This window comes from Achromobacter maghribensis (assembly GCF_057334215.1).
In genome coordinates this window covers 17449-17732 of the sequence record NZ_JBHFII010000066.1, presented here as the reverse complement: position 1 = coordinate 17732, position 284 = coordinate 17449, and the positions used below count along the sequence as shown (strand labels likewise).

Genomic DNA, 284 nt, shown 5'->3' with positions numbered 1-284 from the left:
GCATTGCCGACATTCGCGCCGAACAGGTGGCGAATGTCGGCAGCCAGAACATGACGCACGAGGTCTGGCGCGCGCTGGCCGAACGGGTGGAAACCTTGTGCCAGGACGCCTCGGTGGCGGGTATCGTCATTACGCACGGTACCGACACGCTTGAAGAAACGGCGTACTTCCTCAGCTTGGTGATTCCGCACGACAAGCCCGTCGTCCTGGTGGGCGCTATGCGTCCTGCCACGGCGCTGGGCGCCGAAGGGCCGGCCAACCTGTATAACGCGGTGGGGGGGGGG

The 284-nt window shown here is 65.5% G+C and carries 1 protein-coding gene; it reads left to right on the top strand.

The window, feature by feature from the left end:
• Nucleotides 1-284, top strand: a 284-nt coding sequence (locus ACE039_RS30495) for an asparaginase domain-containing protein (RefSeq protein ID WP_485824218.1), incomplete at both ends; no start/stop codon positions are given.